Raw genomic sequence first — 15,622 nt, 5'->3', positions numbered from 1 at the left:
ACAGCCGGGCTTCCCTTGGGATAGCCCGGCTGTTTCGTCTTGGCCTTTTGATCCACAGGAGCGTGGGAATGCGTTGGGGTACTTATTTCGCGGTGCTGGCGTCGGTGCTTTCGGTCGGGCTGGCCTTGGGTGTCAGCATGCCGCTGGTGTCCTTGCGACTGGAAAGCTGGGGTTACGGCTCGTTCGCCATCGGCGTAATGGCCGCGATGCCCGCTATTGGCGTGCTGCTCGGCGCCAGCCTGGCCAGCGGCCTTGCTGCACGTTTCGGCACCGCCGCACTGATGCGCCGCTGCCTGTGGGCCGGGGCGCTGTCTGTAGGCCTGCTCGCGCTGCTGCCGTATTACCCGGTGTGGCTGGTATTACGGCTGATGCTCGGAGTGATCCTGACCATCGTCTTTATCCTCGGTGAAAGCTGGATCAACCAACTGGTCGTCGAAAAATGGCGTGGCCGTCTTGTCGCGCTCTATGGCAGTACTTACGCCTTGTGCCAACTGGCCGGGCCGCTGCTGCTTGGCGCATTGGGCACCGAGCACGACACGGGCTTCTGGGTCGGCGTGGCGCTGCTGATCATTTCGCCGTTTTTGCTGCTGGGCAGAAGCGGGGCACCGAGTGCCGATGCATGTCGCGTCACCTTCATCGACCTGTTCGCCTTTTGTCGCTCCATGCCCGCAATCGCATGGGCGGTAGCACTGTTCGCCGCCTTCGAGGCACTGATCCTGACCTTGCTGCCGATCTATTGCCTGCGTCAGGGCTTCACGCCGGAAATCGCCCTGGCAATGATCAGCACCGTGGTGGTGGGCGACGCGCTTCTGCAGTTGCCGATTGGCGCACTGGCCGACAAGGTTTCGCGGCGCACGCTGTTTTCGAGCTGCGCAGTGGCATTGATGATTTCAAGCCTGCTGGTGCCGCTGCTGGTGAATACCGTGCTGATCTGGCCGCTGTGGGTGCTGTTCGGGGCCAGCGCAGGCGGCTTGTTCACTCTGTCGCTGATTCTGATTGGGGAACGTTTTCGCGATGACGCACTGGTTCGCGCCAATGCGCATGTGGCACAGCTGTGGGGGATTGGTTGTTTGCTGGGGCCACTGGCGGCCGGGGCAGGCAGCCAGTGGGTGAGCGGTCAGGCACTGCCGCTGCTGATGGCGGCAGGTGCGTTTGGCCTGGTGATCCTTTCATCCAGACGCGGAGCATTCGGGGTTCAACCCGCGGCAACGGCCTAGAGCATTTTCTCCAGGCCCACGACCCGGCTGAACCATGCGTTCAAGCGCCGCCAGGTATCGCCGGGCTCTTTGTACAAGGTGTGGATTTTGCCGTTGTCTTCGGTGACCCACACCACTTTGCCGTCTTCCAGCTTCGCCTCGTAGCTCAGGGTCGGCTGCATGCCTTGCAAGGCCAGTTCGCGCAGCGCTTCGGTCAATTCGGGGCTGTCTACCAATACGCCGACTTCGGTGTTCCACAATACCGAGCGCGGGTCGAAGTTGAAGGAGCCCACGAACACTTTTCGACGATCAAACGTCATCGCCTTGCTGTGCAGACTGGAATCCGAACCACCGCCAAACGTTCCGCCTTTGCTGAATAGATGAGGGCCGCTACCGCCGCTGTCACTGCCGGGATCGCCCGGCTGACGGCGCATTTCGAACAGTTTTACACCATGCTCCAGCAACGCCTTGCGATAAGGCGCGTAACCGCCGTGCACCGCAGGCACGTCAGTCGCCTCAAGGGAGTTGGTCAGCAAACTGACCGAAACCCCGGCATCGGCACGCCCGGTCAGATAGAGCAAACCTTCCTCACCCGGCACGAAGTAGGCGGAAACCAGTATCAGTTCCTTGTTTGCGTTGAGCAGCTCAGGCGCCAGTTGCGTGGTCAGCAGTAGATGCGGGTCAGGTTCGCCTCGGGCCAGCACTTTGGTCGGCGCATCCCACAGGGCCTTGTTATGCGCCCAGATCAATTCGTTGAACCAGATTTTGAGACGGGGGTTTTTCTGATAGGCCATCAGGCGGTCGTACAGCGCCTTGTGTTTATGCTGCGACTCTACGAGCGATGCCTCAAGACGTTTGCGCGCCTTGGCCAGATCGCGAGTCGTCGGCAGGAAATACATAAACTCGGCGATGGGTTTGCTCAGTGTGCTGTTCCAGTACTGATCGAAACTGTGCCCGAGCTGCTCGGCCACCGGACCGACGCTGAGCATGTCGATGTCGGTGAAATTCAGGTTTTCTTCGGCATCGAAGTATTCATCACCCAGATTGCGCCCACCCACGATGGCCACGCTGCCGTCGGCCAGCCACAGTTTGTTGTGCATGCGCCGGTGCTGGCGCGACAGATTTAAAAGCCGCCCCACACTGCGGGTCACGCCGGTCTCGCGCCCTAGACTCTGGGGGTTGAACAGTCGAATCTGAATGTTGGGGTGTGCCGCCAGAGTAGCGATGGACTGATCAAGCCCGTCGCTGGTGGTGTCGTCCAGCAGGATGCGCACGCGAACGCCGCGATCAGCCGCTTTGAGCAACTCATCAATCAAGGCCCGGGTGCTCAAACCGTCATGGACGATGTAGTACTGCAAATCCAGACTGGTGCGGGCATTACGGATCAGTTCGGCACGCGCCATGAAGGCTTCGGTGCTGTTGGACAGCAGGCGAAACCCCGAACGCCCCTCATGAGGCTGAGCCATCGCCTGAACAGAACGACCAAACGCCGAATCCGTCGGCGGCAACGCCTGACTCGGTTCGTTAGGGACATTGATATGAGCACAACCACTGAAGCACAGCGCCGTCAACAGGCAAAAGGGCATCGCCCATGTGTTCTTCAAATTCACTACCCCAACCGCGTTACGACATGGCGTGTATGACCGCAGCTTTTAGATAAAGTCGCACAGAATGTAAGCACCGACTCTCTTGTATTGGCCTACAAAGAGCCGTCCATAGGCATGGAACCGCTCAAATAGGGGCTTGAGCCATCATTGGACTGTAAGCTTTGTTGAACGGCATAACATCTTGAAAAAACCCAACACCCTCTGAGTGTTTAAAATCGAATAAAAAACCAACATTATCGCGGCCCAATTAATTCGACAGGAAGTCGGGAATGAGCGGTATTAGCGATGTGCGTTTAACACTGAAAAGCCAGGAGTTGAACGCAGAATACAAGCACGCGGTAACGATGCCACAAAAAACCGGTGAGGGCCTGCTGGCCTTGTACCTAAGGCGCTGGACCAATCGTGAACAACTTCTGAAATTAACGATGGCACAACTAAGAGATGCAGGGATCGATCCACAATATGCCCGCGAGGAAGGACTCAAGCCGTTCTGGAGAGAGTAAACACTGGCCGTCATAAATCGGACCCAGGCCTTCCTTTTGAGCAACTTTAAAGTGGAAGGCTTGCCCACCCTGAATACAGCCGTACATAAACCCATTTAAATTGTTTCTATTAACTCTTTAATCGTACTCCCGACCGTGCGCACCGCGTTCTCGACCTCTGGAGACGGCTTTGCAGCGAAATTCATTCGCAGGCAATTACGGTATTTGCCAGAGGCAGAAAAAATACTGCCCACGGCAATCTGTACGCCCTTGGTCAACAGCGCACGATTCAGACGCAGCGTATCGAAATCCTCGGCAAGCTCGACCCACAACATGAAACCACCTTGTGGACGACTGACCCGTGTACCTGCCGGAAAGTAACGCATGACCCAGTCGATCATTTGCTCGCGACCACGCTGATACTGACTGCGCATGCGCCGCAGGTGCGGCTCGTAATGTCCGCCCTCAAGAAACTCGGCAATCGCCAGCTGCGGCTGGGGCGCTGTTGAACCGGTGCCGATGTACTTCATGTGCAGCACGCGTTCCAGATAGCGGCCCGGCGCAACCCAACCGATGCGCAACCCTGGCGCAAGCGTCTTCGAGAACGAGCTGCACAGCAGAACCCGACCGTCTTCGTCGAAGGATTTGATCGTCCGCGGCCGCGGATAACTGAACGCCAGATCGCCATACACATCGTCTTCGATGATCGCCACATCAAAGCGCTGAGCAAGGGTCAGCAAGGCGCGCTTGCGGTTTTCCGGCATGACGTAGCCCAGCGGGTTGTTGCAATTGGGCGTCAGCTGTATGACTTTGATTGGCCATTGCTCCAGCGCCAGTTCGAGTGCTTCAAGGCTGATGCCGGTCACGGGATCGGTAGGGATTTCCAGAGCTTTCATGCCCAGGCCTTTCAGCGTCTGCATGGCGCCGAAAAAGCTCGGCGAGTCTACGGCGACGATATCCCCTGGATCACAGATGGCCCGCACGCTGGCCGAAAGCGCTTCGTGGCAACCGGTGGTGATCAACAAATCGTTGGCGGTCAGGTTGCAGCCCGAATCCAGCAGCAACCGAGCGACTTGCTCGCGAAGTGTCTGGTTACCCTGAATGCTGTCGTAATACAGACCGGGCATTTGCTCGTCACGACTGATCCGCCCAAGGGCGCGCATCAGCGGCCGTAGCGTCGGGCTACTGACGTCGGGCATGCCACGCCCCAGTTGCACGAGGTTCGGCAAAGCCTTGACCCGCATCAGGTCCAGCACCTGATCCCACTGGGAGATGTCCACAGGACGCTGCGCCGGACGACCAATGACCGGCAGCGCCGGAACAGCGCGGCTGACCGGCACAAAATACCCGGACTTGGGTTTGGGCAGGGCAAGGCCGCTGTCTTCCAGCACGCGATAAGCCTGCTGCACCGTACTCAGGCTGACGCCGTGTTCAACACTCAACGCCCGCACCGACGGCAGCCTGTCGCCAGGGCGATAGAACCCGTTTTCGATACGCGTACCGAGCAATTCGGCGAGGTTGACGTAGAGTGTCATGAGCATACTCTCGGCTTTTTGAGTGAGCTAACCATACAGATGTGAGAAAAATACAGCATTCAGCGCCGCTATGAAAACATCTGTATGCAGATAAATATATTTGTTTGAATCTGTAATGGTTTGTCGCGCCGATTCATCATGTACCCACACCACAACGTAATGAGGGTTGGGAACATGAACGGGTTGAGTGATGTGCGGTTGGCGCTTTACAGTCAGGAACTGAGCAGCGGAAAAGCAGTTGTCGCCAAGACAGCAAGCGGACCGAAGCTAGGCCGCTGGGCGCTGTATCGCCATCGCTGGATGTCACGCCGGGGGCTGCTGAATCTGACTGAAGAGCAATTGCGCGATATTGGCCTGAGCTCCGCTCAGGCCATGCGCGAAGGGTTGAAGCCGTTTTGGCGGGAGTAGTTGAAGCTTGCGCAAGATTCCATATCTACCCGTGAGCTCGATGGTAGATCCCGCTCTGTTGGAGCGAGGCTTGCCCGCGAATCAGTCGACGAGGTGAGTCAGAATTAACGCGTCATCGTTCTTCGCGGGCAAGCCTCGCTCCAACAGAAACCACGCTCAACGCAATTCCTTCAACCGATGCCAAAGCATCCCCAGCGCCAGCAATGGCGAGCGCAGATGCTTGCCGCCAGGGAAGGTGATGTGCGGGACTTTGGCGAACAGCTCGAAGCCATTGCTGTGTTGCCCGGCAATGGCTTCACCGAGCAGCTTTCCAGCCAGATGGGTTGCGTTCAGGCCGTGTCCGGAATAGGCCTGGGCGTAGAACACGTTGGGCTGGTCCTTCAAGCGACCGATCTGCGGCAAGCGGTTGGCACCGATGCCAATCATGCCGCCCCACTGATAATCGATCTTCACCGCCGCCAACTGCGGGAACACCTTGAGCATTTTAGGCTGCATATACGCCGCGATGTCTTGCGGGTCACGCCCCGAATAGTGACAAGCTCCACCAAACAACAGACGCCGATCCGCCGAAAGCCGGAAGTAGTCCACCGTGACGCGCTGATCACACACGGCCATATTCTGAGGCAGCAACTGTGTCGCCAGGTCTTCACTCAACGGCTCGGTGGCGATGATGTAGCTACCGGCGGGTAAGACCTTGCCGCTGAGTTGCGGGTTGAGATCATTCAGGTAAGCGTTACAACCCAGCACCAATGTCTTGGCCTGAACCAGGCCCTGAGCAGTATGCACTTTGACCTGCGGGCCATATTCGATGCGGCTCACCGCCGAATGCTCGAACACTTGCACGCCCAGCGACTTCGCGACAGCGGCTTCGCCCAAGGCAAGGTTCAGCGGGTGCAAATGTCCCGATCCCATGTCGATAAGGCCGCCCACATAGCGGTCCGAACCTACCACGCTACGCATCTCGCCGGCCTGCAGCAGTTTTAACGAATGGCGATAACCCAAATCGCGCAGCTCATCTGCATCTTCGGCCAGCCCGACAAGATCACGAGGCTTGTTGGCCAGGTCGCAATAACCCCAGGTCAAATCGCAATCGATGCCATAACGCTCAACGCGCTGACGCACGATTTCGACCGCCTCAATGCCCATCAGCTTCAACTGCCGCACGCCCTCCGCACCGACCACGCCCGTGAATTGCTCAAGGCCGTGACCCACGCCGCGAATCAACTGGCCGCCGTTACGCCCGCTGGCGCCCCAGCCAATTTTTCGCGCTTCCAGCAGCACCACGCTCAAGCCACGCTCGGCCAGTTCAATCGCCGTATTCAGACCGGAAAAACCGCCGCCCACCACGCAGACGTCAGCCTGAATCTGACCTTGCAGCGGCGGATAATCGGGCTGTGGATGGCTGCTGGCGGCGTAATAAGAAGGGGCGTGCTGATCGGTGGCAGTCGATGGTTGAACGCGGGCGTTCATGGCGGGATCCCGTTGCTGGCGTCTGAAAAACATTCCCGAGGATAAGCCGCAGGTTCGGCGACGGGCAAGGCGCGATCAAGACGGTGCTGTCTTGAACAGCTGGACTGAGGCAAAATCACGCCCATTAACAGCGGGTAAGTTTCAATGAGCTGCAACAGTCAGAAAATTCGTGCCTTACGCCAGCAGATCCCTTCTTTCGAATGCGTCCCTGGCTGCCACGACTGCTGTGGTCCGGTGACTACTTCGCCCGAAGAAATGTCCCGCCTGCCACGCAAGACAGCGGCCGAGCAGGATGCGGCCATGGACGAACTGAATTGCGTGCACCTTGGGCCCAATGGCTGCACGGTCTACGACGAACGCCCGCTGATCTGCCGCCTGTTCGGCACGACGCCGACCCTGCCATGCCCCAACGGCCGTCGACCGGTGGAGATGATTCATCCGCGGGTCGAAAAGCAGATCCATGAGTACATGGCGTCGACGCGGCAGGTGTTGGTTTAAAAGCCGCCATCACCTGTAGGAGCTGCCGAAGGCTGCGAAGCGGTCTCCATGACACACCACCATCGCAGCCTTCGGCAGCTCCTACGATATCGAAGTGGGTCAATCCGCAATCGGCAGATTCAGGCTCTCTTTCACCTCTTCCATCACGATATAGCTCTTGGACTCCCTTACATGAGGCAATTTGAGCAGGATGTCGCCCAGCAGTTTGCGGTACGAGGCCATTTCCGAGATGCGCGCCTTGACCAGGTAATCAAAGTCGCCTGAAACCAGATGACACTCCAGCACGTGGGGCAGCTTCAGCACGGCGCGGCGGAATTCTTCGAAGGTGTCGCCAGATTTGTAGTCCAGGCTGATCTCGACGAACACCAATAGGCTAGCCTTGAGACTTTGCGGATTGAGGCGGGCGTTATAACCCATGATGATGCCTTCGCGCTCCAGTCGACGAACCCGCTCTGTACAGGGCGTCGTAGACAGACCGACGCGCTCGCCCAGCTCGGTGAAGGAGATTCGGCCGTCGGCCTGAAGGATGCGCAGGATGTTGCGGTCGATCTTGTCCAGTTCACGTTTGGACTGGGTTTGGGTACGCATGGGTAAACCCCCTCTACCAAAGGCTTCTTTGCCGGGAAATCCCGCCAAATATAGGCACTTATACAGTGAAAAGCACTGCCCTTAGCTGCATATACTGCGCACATCCTTGCTTAAAACTTGAAAACGTCAGCGGATATCCGCGATGAGGTAAATCGACATGCGCGTTCTGGTCCTTGGTAGTGGTGTGATCGGCACGACCAGTGCCTATTATCTGGCACGGGCAGGCATGCAGGTTACGGTCGTGGATCGCCAGCCAGCGGTGGCCATGGAAACCAGCTTTGCCAACGCAGGCCAGGTTTCGCCGGGCTATGCATCGCCGTGGGCAGCGCCCGGTGTGCCACTCAAAGCGATCAAATGGCTGCTCCAACGCCACGCGCCACTGGCGATCAAAGCCACTGCCGATATCGACCAGTACCTATGGATGGCGCAGATGCTGCGCAACTGCACGGCCAACCGCTACGCTGTGAACAAAGAGCGCATGGTTCGCCTGTCCGAATACAGCCGCGATTGCCTTGACGAATTACGTGCCGAAACCGGCATTGCCTATGAAGGCCGTACGCTGGGTACGACTCAGCTGTTCCGCACTCAGGAGCAACTGGATAACGCCGCCAAGGACATCGCTGTCCTTGAACAATCCGGCGTGCCATTCGAGCTGCTGAATCGCGACGACATTGCCCGGGTTGAACCGGCGTTGGCGGGCGTGACCAATATTCTTGCGGGCGCCCTGCGGCTGCCCAACGACCAGACCGGCGATTGCCAGATGTTCACCACTCGCCTGGCCGAGATGGCTGTGCAGTTGGGCGTTGAATTCCGCTACAACCAGTCCATCGAGCGCATCGATTTCGCTGGCGACCGCATCAATGGCGTGTGGATCGACGGCAAGCTGGAAACCGCCGACCGTTACGTTCTGGCACTCGGCAGCTACTCGCCGCAGTTGCTCAAGCCGCTGGGCATCAAGGCCCCGGTATATCCGCTCAAGGGCTATTCGCTTACGGTGCCGATCACTGATCCGGCGATGGCCCCAACGTCGACCATTCTCGACGAGACGTTCAAAGTGGCGATCACCCGTTTCGACAACCGCATCCGGGTCGGCGGCATGGCCGAGATTGCCGGTTTTGATCTGTCGCTGAACCCGCGTCGACGTGAAACGCTGGAGATGATCGTCAACGATCTTTATCCTCGCGGCGGTGACTTGAGCCAGGCCAGTTTCTGGACCGGTCTGCGCCCGACCACGCCTGACGGCACACCAATTGTCGGTGCAACGCCATACCGTAACCTGTTCCTCAATACCGGCCACGGTACATTGGGCTGGACCATGGCCTGCGGTTCGGGTCGTTTGCTGGCGGACCTGATTGCTCGCCAGAAACCTCAGATCAGCGCCGAAGGCCTCGATATTTCTCGCTACGGCAGCTCCAAGGAGATCGCAAAAAATGTCCATCCAGCGCCAGCTCACCAATGAGCGCATGAGCCAGATCGTCGTCCATAACGGCACTGTGTACCTCGCAGGCCAGGTCGGCGACGACATGGCTGCCGGGATTGAGCAGCAGACCCGCGAGACCCTTCACAGCGTTGAACGCTTGCTTGAGTTGGCCGGTACTGACAAAAGCCGTCTCCTTTCAGTAACGATTTACCTGAAAGACATCGACGCCCACTTTGCCGGAATGAACAGCGTCTGGGACAAATGGCTGCCAAAAGGTGTAGCGCCTGCGCGTGCCACCGTTGAAGCCAGGCTGTGCGAACCGGAAATACTGGTTGAGCTGTCGGTTGTGGCAGCGCTTCCTTAGTTGCCACAACGCTCTCCCGTAGGACCGGCTTTAGCCGGGAGGGCAGTATTTTTAACACAACAGATGCAGCGCCCGTACCGACGCCCTCCCGGCTGAAGCCGGTCCTACAGCGCCTCATCCCAGGATCAGAACTATTCACCATGCGTCCAGCTCGCGCGATTATCGATCTTCAAGCCCTGCGTCATAACTACCGCCTGGCCCGTGACACTACAGGCGCGAAAGCCCTCGCGGTGATCAAGGCCGACGCCTATGGCCATGGTGCAGTGCAAGTCGCCCAGGCACTTGAGGCCGAGGCCAATGGTTTCGCCGTGGCCTGTATTGAAGAGGCGCTGGAACTACGCGCCGCCGGTATTCGTGCTCCCGTTTTGCTGCTTGAAGGTTTCTTCGAAGCCGATGAGCTGGACCTGATTGTCGAGCATGATTTCTGGTGTGTGGTGCATTCACTGTGGCAACTTGAAGCCATAGAAAAAGCCCGCTTGCACAAACCGCTCACCGTCTGGCTCAAGCTCGACTCAGGCATGCATCGCGTCGGGCTGCATCCGCAGGATGTTCAAGCGGCCTATCAACGCCTTGAATCCAGCGGCAAAGTGGCGAAAATCGTACTCATGAGCCATTTTGCCCGCGCCGATGAACTGGACTGTCCGTCCAGCGCTGAGCAAGTCGCGGTATTCGAAGCCGCCCGTCAGGGCATGAGCGCCGAAATCAGCCTGCGCAATTCCCCAGCAGTAATGGGCTGGCCTGATGTTCCCAGCGATTGGGTGCGCCCCGGCATCATGCTCTACGGCGCCACGCCATTCGATCGGCCGCAAGCGGTGGCTGATCAGTTGCAACCGGTGATGACCCTGGAATCGAAAGTCATCTGCGTACGCGATTTGCCTGCAGGCGAAGCGGTGGGCTACGGCGCAACGTTCATTACCGAGCGGGCCAGCCGCGTTGGTGTGGTCGCCATGGGTTATGCCGATGGCTATCCCCGAGAAGCACCGACCGGTACGCCGGTGTTGATCGACGGTCAGCCAAGCCAACTGCTGGGCCGCGTATCGATGGACATGCTGTGTGTCGACCTGAGTCATTTGCCGAATGCGGGCCTGGGCAGCCGGGTCGAGCTGTGGGGTAAACATGTCCTCGCCAGCGACCTGGCGACTCGCGCAGGTACCATTCCGTATCGCATCTTTTGCAATCTGCGCCGGGTGCCAAGGGTTTATCAGGGCGCTTGATCGATGGTGATCACGGGCGGCATCAATCCCGTAGGACTGGCTATAGCCGGGAGGGCTTTGTTCCTGACCAAGCACATGCCGATACAATACCGACCCCCTCCCGGCTAAAGCCGATCCTACGGCTAACACGACGCGTTGTCCCCAAGGCAATTCCATTGCCGGTCCAAGTGTTGTAAATACTGAACGCTATTGCCATGATGGCGTTCAACTCGACCTTGCCTGACCTATATCTAGGAGGACTGCCGCATTGGACGTCGGTGAACGACTGCAATCCATTCGTAAACTCAAAGGTCTGTCCCAACGCGAGCTTGCCAAACGAGCAGGCGTGACCAACAGCACCATTTCCATGATCGAAAAAAACAGCGTCAGCCCTTCGATCAGTTCACTCCGGAAAGTGCTCGGCGGGATTCCCATGTCCATGGTGGAATTCTTCTCTGAAGAGCTCGAGCAGCAGAACCCGACTCAGGTGGTTTACAAGGCCAGCGAGCTGATTGATATCTCCGACGGCGCGGTGACCATGAAACTGGTGGGCAAGGCGCATCCAAGCCGTTCAATCGCATTCCTGAACGAGGTGTACCCGCCGGGTGCCGATACCGGTATCGAGATGCTGGTGCACGAAGGGGAGGAGACCGGCATTCTGGTCGAAGGTCGTCTCGAGCTGGTCGTCGGGCTCGACACTTACATTCTCGAAGAGGGCGATAGCTATTACTTCGAGAGCACCAAGCCGCACCGCTTTCGTAACCCGTTTGACGTACCGGCGCGACTAATCAGCGCAGCCACTCCAGCTAACTTCTAAGCCAAAAGCCCGATAATCAAGGGCTGCAGCGCAAGCCCCTCAACGTCGAGTCGCAGCCCAATAACCTTTCTTATTGCAGGGTTGTTTCGGACGTTCAGGGCAGGGGATATACTCTCGCCGCCTGCTAAACCGTGGCAGGTGCGTGAATAGTCTCCATGAGGGTGGAAGCGTGAACCTGACCAACAAGTTTCTGGCCATTGCCGCAGCACTGACTTTTTGGGCGTTCAGCGCTCAGGCAGCGACCAGTGAAGAGATCGCCAAACGGCTGGAGCCGGTCGGCCAGGTCTGCATTCAGGGCAAGGAATGCGCAGGAATGGGCGTGGTCGCATCCGCGGGCGGTGATGCTGCCAAGAACCCCGACGACATCATCGCCAAGCACTGTACTGCCTGCCACAGCATCGGCTTGCTGAACGCACCAAAAATCGGTGATACCGCCGCCTGGAAAGAGCGCGCCGATCAGCAGGGCGGCCTTGATGGCCTGCTGGCCAAGGCAATCACCGGGCTCAACGCCATGCCCGCCAAAGGCACCTGCGGCGACTGCACTGATGAAGAGCTCAAGAGCGCCATTCAGAAGATGTCGGGGTTGAAGTAAACGATCAGACCTATCACTTGTAGGAGCTGCCGAAGGCTGCGAATCGCGGTATTTCAGGACAAATGCTTTCGCAGCCTTCGGCAGCTCCTACAGGGAATTATGTTCACTCAGATCTACCCATCAACCTCTGCAACTCAGCCCGGCGCTGCGCAATTGGCAACGCGCCCAGACGCTCCACTTGCGCATAAAACGCCTGCCAGTCTCCGTTCACGTTTCTGAACAGTGCTTCAAATGCAGGCACCCATTGGTCATAGAGTCCAAAGGGCAGCAACCTGGCGTTGTTCATTGGCGCGTTGATCCAGGCGTCATAACGCTTGTCACCCGACCATTGCTGGTCACGCAATAGACGGTACTCACTGCGCAGCCTGTCGAATTCCGCCGCCTTGCGCTGGCGCATCAGCTCGGCGCTCAGGGGTTGGCGGTAAAGCTGCATGAGTCGCTCGCGGGTAGCCAGTACCAGCCGTGTAAGGTCATCTCGCTGTTTTGATTGCGTTAAATGCTCAGGAGCAAGCCCGCGCGCAATGCGCCATTGTCGGGTGCCTTCCTGCTCGACGAAGCTGGCGTAGGACTCATTGAACTCAGTGTCATCCTTCACATAAAAACGCTGGTGCGCCAGCTCATGAAAGATCAACGTCGCCAAACGCTCTTCGCCCCAGCCCAGCATGGAACTGAGTATCGGGTCATTGAACCAGCCCAGTGTGGAATAGGCTTCGACACCGCTTACATAGACGTCTTTTCCCTCCTGGCGCTGTAACGCTGCAGCGCCTCTGGCACCGCCGATGCTGTAATAGCCGCGATAGGCCACGCACCCGGCGATGGGGAAACAATGGGTGATCGGCTCAAGAGAAAACTCGTCCGTGGCGAACACATTCCAGACCACGTAGGGACGACCGAGATCGGCATAGAGTCGGTAACTTTTATTGTCGGGGAGGTGCAACTGGCTGCTGGCAAAGTTGCGTGCTTGCTGGGAAAAAGCCAGACGCTGGCGAAGTTTCGGATCACGGGTCTGATCAGCGATCACATCCTCGACCGACTCACGGGCACGTAGCAGCTGAAACTGGCCGCTCACCAACTGGTCGTAATAGCTAAGGCTGGAACAACCGCTGAGCAGCAAAATCGCCAACAGCGGCCAACTGCGCCAAAGGCATGAAGCGTTGAGACTCGGCATGGACAGCCTTTAAAGTTGCACACATGGCGCGTTATGCCGGACAGCGAGGGCATTTCGCAACTACTATCGAGATCCTTTGAAGCCGAGCTGACCATGCGCCCTTTATTGATGCTCTTAGCCCTTGCCTCACTGGCTGGCTGTGCAGGCCCCATGCCTGCCGTGGACCCGGCTCAAGCCTGGGTCGATATGCGGACCATGACCGGCAAGCTGGTCATGGCTGACAAGGTGGACGGCAAGACGACCTATGACGGCCGTTACTTCCAGATATCGCCAGGCAGTCACCGGCTTCAGGTCCGTTATGACTATGAAGTCCACTACGGTGGCTTTACCGCCATGGGCGACGAGTACACCGAGCTGACGTGCTACGTCGAACTGCACTACGCGAACTTCGCCGCCGGGCAGCGCTATATGATCGAGGTCCGATCACTGACCAACGATGTGACCGCCGAACTGCTGGATGCCCAGCGTAACGTTCTGGCGGAACAGGACCATGTCACCTGCATCTGACGATCAGCGATCGTTTTTCTGGTAGATGATTTTGCGTGTGCCGTTATCGCAGGTGCCCACTACCATGTTCTGGTCTTGGGCCTCGTCATTGGTGACGATTTCCAGAGTGTAGGAACTGACGTTGTTGGCCTGAATCTTGGCTTCGATCTCGGCTTTCAACTCTTCACAATCTTTAGGCGCGGCGAGGGCGCTGGTGGCCAGCGATAGACCCAGTACGGCTAATGCAAAACGTTTCATGCTCGACTCCTCGATACCACTAGAGCAGCACGCGCCAGAATGATTCCCGCGCCTGCGCCGCTCCTTTCCATAGACATTACCCGGTCCCAGCAAGTTCGGCACTCGTCAGTCGGGTCGAACTTCTTTGTGAGCGACTCATCACATCCTGACGATTAACTGACTGAGTGATGTATGAACGCACCTTTCATCCAATGGGTTATCCAGTACAAGGACGCCCTGACGGTCCTGATCAGCATCGGTACGCTGATCGTCTGGGTGCTCTACGCACAACTGCTGTTGAACAATTACCGCCGCCAGCGTCGACCGCGGATCATTATCAATCGGGGCGCAGGTAAAGGCATCGGCTCGCTGTGCCTGATCAGCAACATGAGTGCCGAGCCCATCTTCATCAATCAGATCGTGCTGGTGCTCAACACCAACCAAGGCCAGCTGTGCTGCGATGTCACGGACATCCGGGAAGAAAGCAAAGGTGAGATCGAACAGGATCTGATTCTGCACAACGCGACTCGCCAAGGGCCATTGGGCACGGGCGACTTCACGCATATCGGCTCTTTCGCTTCGCTCATCCAGCGCCTGGCGCTGCTTCACGCGATTCCCATGCAGGGTCAAAAGCCAGCGCAAGAGTGGAAGTTTTCCAGCCTGGAAGTGCGTGTGATCGCATTCTACGGCTCTGACAAACACGCCATTGGAGCAAGCCGGGGATTTGAGCTTAGTAATGCTGAGGAGGATGGCTGCCAGTTGATCGCGCAGTCACGGGAGAGTCTTCAGTACAACTCGGCATGGCACCGTCGCAAGGTACGTCGGCAGTGGATGCTGGATGTGGAGGGGTAGAGAGAGTCGACCCTACGCCGAACACTGTAGGAGCTGCCGAAGGCTGCGAAAGCGATAGTCCTGAGACACCGCTATCGCAGCCTTCGGCAGCTCCTACAGGTCAATCATCTGTCCTGAACCGATCAGCTAAGCAGCGTAGCGTCCAGAGTAATTTTTGCATTCAGGACTTTCGAGACCGGGCAGCCTTCTTTGGCCATAGTGGTCAGCTTGTCGAACTGCTCTTGGGTCGCGCCTGGCACTTTGGCCTTCAGCGTCAAATGAACTGCTGTGATCGCGAAGCCGCCGTCCACCTGGTCCAGAGTGACGTCTGCAGTGGTGTCGATGCTTTCAGCGGTGAGGTTCTCGCCGCCCAGGATCATCGACAGCGCCATGGAGAAACAGCCTGCGTGCGCCGCGCCGATCAACTCTTCAGGGTTGGTACCTTTGCCGCCTTCAAAACGTGCCTTGAAGCCGTAAGGCGCTTCACGCAACACGCCGGTTTCAGTGGAGATGCTGCCGATGCCAGTCTTCAGGTCGCCTTCCCAGTGGGCCGATGCTTTTTTGACAATGCTCATGGTGTCTCCTCATGGATAAGTGCGGTTTCGCACGGGTTCAGGGTTCTGAGGATAGCCCGCTTTAGAAAGTTCAACCGAAGGAGTGATCCCAAAATAAAGTAGCATTTTTCTACTTTAGGGATTGAATCTGGAGCATATGCCCTTATCCTCTTTAA

The 15,622-nt window shown here is 57.8% G+C and carries 18 protein-coding genes; 11 read left to right on the top strand and 7 right to left on the bottom strand.

Annotated elements, in window-relative coordinates; genetic code table 11:
- Positions 1–68: 68 nt before the first annotated feature.
- Entirely contained in the window at positions 69–1,217 is a 1,149-nt protein-coding gene (locus tag AO242_RS21050; RefSeq protein WP_099270224.1) for an MFS transporter, read from the top strand.
- Here the strand turns inward: AO242_RS21050 and AO242_RS21045 are convergent.
- On the bottom strand, positions 1,214–2,800 hold the full coding sequence (locus AO242_RS21045) for a phospholipase D family protein (protein ID WP_099270346.1): 1,587 nt from the start codon (positions 2,798–2,800) through the stop codon (positions 1,214–1,216). The genes AO242_RS21050 and AO242_RS21045 overlap by 4 nt on opposite strands.
- A gap of 272 nt (positions 2,801–3,072) precedes the next feature.
- Between AO242_RS21045 and AO242_RS21040 the strand changes: the two genes are divergently transcribed.
- Entirely contained in the window at positions 3,073–3,306 is a 234-nt protein-coding gene (locus AO242_RS21040; RefSeq protein ID WP_099270223.1) for a DUF1127 domain-containing protein, read from the top strand.
- Positions 3,307–3,401: 95 nt separating this feature from the next.
- Here the strand turns inward: AO242_RS21040 and AO242_RS21035 are convergent, their stop codons facing one another.
- The gene (locus AO242_RS21035; protein WP_095093169.1) at positions 3,402–4,820 is read right to left on the bottom strand and encodes an aminotransferase-like domain-containing protein; all 1,419 of its coding nucleotides are present in this window, start codon (positions 4,818–4,820) and stop codon (positions 3,402–3,404) included.
- A 174-nt stretch (positions 4,821–4,994) separates the two neighbouring features.
- Here AO242_RS21035 and AO242_RS21030 point away from each other — a divergent pair, with 174 nt between their 5' ends.
- Entirely contained in the window at positions 4,995–5,228 is a 234-nt protein-coding gene (locus tag AO242_RS21030) for a DUF1127 domain-containing protein (RefSeq protein WP_099270222.1), read from the top strand.
- A gap of 156 nt (positions 5,229–5,384) precedes the next feature.
- Here the strand turns inward: AO242_RS21030 and AO242_RS21025 are convergent, their stop codons facing one another.
- Positions 5,385–6,698: an NAD(P)/FAD-dependent oxidoreductase gene (locus tag AO242_RS21025; RefSeq protein ID WP_099270221.1), complete on the bottom strand. Its 1,314-nt coding sequence runs from the start codon at positions 6,696–6,698 to the stop codon at positions 5,385–5,387.
- A 144-nt stretch (positions 6,699–6,842) separates the two neighbouring features.
- Between AO242_RS21025 and AO242_RS21020 the strand changes: the two genes are divergently transcribed.
- Entirely contained in the window at positions 6,843–7,196 is a 354-nt protein-coding gene (locus AO242_RS21020) for a YkgJ family cysteine cluster protein (RefSeq protein WP_027901534.1), read from the top strand.
- 99 nt (positions 7,197–7,295) lie between these two features.
- On the opposite strand, the gene AO242_RS21015 is transcribed toward AO242_RS21020, so the two are convergent.
- Entirely contained in the window at positions 7,296–7,784 is a 489-nt protein-coding gene (locus AO242_RS21015) for an Lrp/AsnC ligand binding domain-containing protein (RefSeq protein ID WP_027901535.1), read from the bottom strand.
- Between the two features lie 157 nt (positions 7,785–7,941).
- Between AO242_RS21015 and dadA the strand changes: the two genes are divergently transcribed.
- The 5 genes from dadA to AO242_RS20990 all read left to right on the top strand — a co-directional run bounded on the left by dadA (position 7,942) and on the right by AO242_RS20990 (position 12,170).
- The gene (dadA, locus tag AO242_RS21010) at positions 7,942–9,243 is read left to right on the top strand and encodes a D-amino acid dehydrogenase (protein WP_027901536.1); all 1,302 of its coding nucleotides are present in this window, start codon (positions 7,942–7,944) and stop codon (positions 9,241–9,243) included.
- On the top strand, positions 9,215–9,568 hold the full coding sequence (locus tag AO242_RS21005; RefSeq protein WP_099270220.1) for a RidA family protein: 354 nt from the start codon (positions 9,215–9,217) through the stop codon (positions 9,566–9,568). Before dadA ends, AO242_RS21005 begins: the two co-directional genes overlap by 29 nt.
- Positions 9,569–9,708: 140 nt before the next feature.
- Positions 9,709–10,782: an alanine racemase gene (alr, locus tag AO242_RS21000; RefSeq protein ID WP_099270219.1), complete on the top strand. Its 1,074-nt coding sequence runs from the start codon at positions 9,709–9,711 to the stop codon at positions 10,780–10,782.
- 247 nt (positions 10,783–11,029) lie between these two features.
- Positions 11,030–11,578: a cupin domain-containing protein gene (locus AO242_RS20995; RefSeq protein WP_027901539.1), complete on the top strand. Its 549-nt coding sequence runs from the start codon at positions 11,030–11,032 to the stop codon at positions 11,576–11,578.
- Positions 11,579–11,747: 169 nt separating this feature from the next.
- The gene (locus AO242_RS20990) at positions 11,748–12,170 is read left to right on the top strand and encodes a c-type cytochrome (RefSeq protein ID WP_176560677.1); all 423 of its coding nucleotides are present in this window, start codon (positions 11,748–11,750) and stop codon (positions 12,168–12,170) included.
- Positions 12,171–12,273: 103 nt separating this feature from the next.
- On the opposite strand, the gene AO242_RS20985 is transcribed toward AO242_RS20990, so the two are convergent.
- Positions 12,274–13,338 carry an aminopeptidase gene (locus tag AO242_RS20985; RefSeq protein ID WP_099270218.1) on the bottom strand — a complete coding sequence of 355 codons (1,065 nt, stop codon included), beginning with the start codon at positions 13,336–13,338 and terminating at the stop codon, positions 12,274–12,276.
- A gap of 93 nt (positions 13,339–13,431) precedes the next feature.
- Here AO242_RS20985 and AO242_RS20980 point away from each other — a divergent pair, with 93 nt between their 5' ends.
- Positions 13,432–13,845: a PA0061/PA0062 family lipoprotein gene (locus tag AO242_RS20980; protein ID WP_099270344.1), complete on the top strand. Its 414-nt coding sequence runs from the start codon at positions 13,432–13,434 to the stop codon at positions 13,843–13,845.
- A 3-nt stretch (positions 13,846–13,848) separates the two neighbouring features.
- Here AO242_RS20980 and AO242_RS20975 read toward each other — a convergent pair whose 3' ends face one another.
- Positions 13,849–14,082, bottom strand: coding sequence for a DUF1161 domain-containing protein (locus tag AO242_RS20975; RefSeq protein WP_027901543.1), 234 nt, complete (start codon positions 14,080–14,082; stop codon positions 13,849–13,851).
- Between the two features lie 171 nt (positions 14,083–14,253).
- On the opposite strand from AO242_RS20975, the gene AO242_RS20970 reads away from it, so the two are divergent.
- On the top strand, positions 14,254–14,913 hold the full coding sequence (locus AO242_RS20970) for a hypothetical protein (protein WP_176560676.1): 660 nt from the start codon (positions 14,254–14,256) through the stop codon (positions 14,911–14,913).
- A gap of 122 nt (positions 14,914–15,035) precedes the next feature.
- On the opposite strand, the gene AO242_RS20965 is transcribed toward AO242_RS20970, so the two are convergent.
- A complete protein-coding gene (locus tag AO242_RS20965; RefSeq protein ID WP_027901545.1) occupies positions 15,036–15,467 on the bottom strand; it encodes an OsmC family protein in 432 nt (143 codons plus the stop codon).
- Positions 15,468–15,622: the final 155 nt, after the last annotated feature.

The organism is Pseudomonas sp. ICMP 561 (assembly GCF_002699985.1).
GTDB classification, from domain to species: Bacteria; Pseudomonadota; Gammaproteobacteria; order Pseudomonadales; family Pseudomonadaceae; genus Aquipseudomonas; species Aquipseudomonas quasicaspiana.
Note: the sequence above shows the minus strand (reverse complement) of the source record. Positions and strands in the feature narration are given on the sequence as shown.

Coding starts and splice junctions, on each gene's coding strand:
- AO242_RS20975 (WP_027901543.1), bottom strand. CDS start 14,082: ATGAAACGTTTTGCATTAGCCGTACTGGGTCTATCGCTGGCCACCAGC.
- alr (WP_099270219.1), top strand. CDS start 9,709: ATGCGTCCAGCTCGCGCGATTATCGATCTTCAAGCCCTGCGTCATAAC.
- AO242_RS21040 (WP_099270223.1), top strand. CDS start 3,073: ATGAGCGGTATTAGCGATGTGCGTTTAACACTGAAAAGCCAGGAGTTG.
- AO242_RS21050 (WP_099270224.1), top strand. CDS start 69: ATGCGTTGGGGTACTTATTTCGCGGTGCTGGCGTCGGTGCTTTCGGTC.
- AO242_RS21025 (WP_099270221.1), bottom strand. CDS start 6,698: ATGAACGCCCGCGTTCAACCATCGACTGCCACCGATCAGCACGCCCCT.
- AO242_RS20985 (WP_099270218.1), bottom strand. CDS start 13,338: ATGCCGAGTCTCAACGCTTCATGCCTTTGGCGCAGTTGGCCGCTGTTG.
- AO242_RS21035 (WP_095093169.1), bottom strand. CDS start 4,820: ATGACACTCTACGTCAACCTCGCCGAATTGCTCGGTACGCGTATCGAA.
- AO242_RS20980 (WP_099270344.1), top strand. CDS start 13,432: ATGCGCCCTTTATTGATGCTCTTAGCCCTTGCCTCACTGGCTGGCTGT.
- AO242_RS21030 (WP_099270222.1), top strand. CDS start 4,995: ATGAACGGGTTGAGTGATGTGCGGTTGGCGCTTTACAGTCAGGAACTG.
- AO242_RS20970 (WP_176560676.1), top strand. CDS start 14,254: ATGAACGCACCTTTCATCCAATGGGTTATCCAGTACAAGGACGCCCTG.
- AO242_RS20965 (WP_027901545.1), bottom strand. CDS start 15,467: ATGAGCATTGTCAAAAAAGCATCGGCCCACTGGGAAGGCGACCTGAAG.
- AO242_RS21015 (WP_027901535.1), bottom strand. CDS start 7,784: ATGCGTACCCAAACCCAGTCCAAACGTGAACTGGACAAGATCGACCGC.
- dadA (WP_027901536.1), top strand. CDS start 7,942: ATGCGCGTTCTGGTCCTTGGTAGTGGTGTGATCGGCACGACCAGTGCC.
- AO242_RS21020 (WP_027901534.1), top strand. CDS start 6,843: ATGAGCTGCAACAGTCAGAAAATTCGTGCCTTACGCCAGCAGATCCCT.
- AO242_RS21005 (WP_099270220.1), top strand. CDS start 9,215: ATGTCCATCCAGCGCCAGCTCACCAATGAGCGCATGAGCCAGATCGTC.